Genomic DNA, 561 nt, shown 5'->3' with positions numbered 1-561 from the left:
ACTACTTCAATAGACTTTTGTATAGAGGAACAATAATTCATAGCAGTTGGCGCGGATCTGTGATCCGTGACGAGCTCTATCATCAACCTCGTTACCACAACAGAATAGAATAAAAACCGGCTTCGACCATATTTCCCCACCCTTCCGGGTGAAAAAATAGCTCAGCCTGACAAGGTGGTCCATTTTTTTTCAACGACCAAGGAATTAACCTCTCCTTTAGGGAATTTAAAGGTAAATCCTCAATTCAGCTTTGGAGTTTGGTGCTTGTAATCCGGAATTTTCTTGTTCGCCGGTTCTTGTAGAAATGTAACAAAGTAGCTTACCTTGCGTCTAACTTTGTGAATTTAGATTTTATATGAGCAGCGTAATCAAGATCAGGCAAATTACCCGGGATTTTTTTCTGGGACAGGAAGTAGTAAAAGTTCTAAAAGGTATTGACCTGGAAATAGAAAAAGGGGAATATGTGGCCTTTATGGGACCCTCGGGCTCGGGGAAATCAACCCTGATGAACCTGCTTGGTTGTCTGGATACACCAACTTCAGGACAATACATCCTCAACGG

The 561-nt window shown here is 41.9% G+C and carries 1 protein-coding gene; it reads left to right on the top strand.

Annotation, left to right across the window (positions count from 1 at the left end; translation table 11 throughout):
• Nucleotides 1-355: 355 nt before the first annotated feature.
• A partial coding sequence (locus tag HC175_RS16865) for an ATP-binding cassette domain-containing protein (protein WP_168139512.1) occupies nt 356-561 on the top strand: 206 nt, incomplete at its 3' end.

Source organism: Salinimicrobium oceani, assembly GCF_012037645.1.
This window is presented reverse-complemented; position numbering and strand designations above follow the sequence as displayed.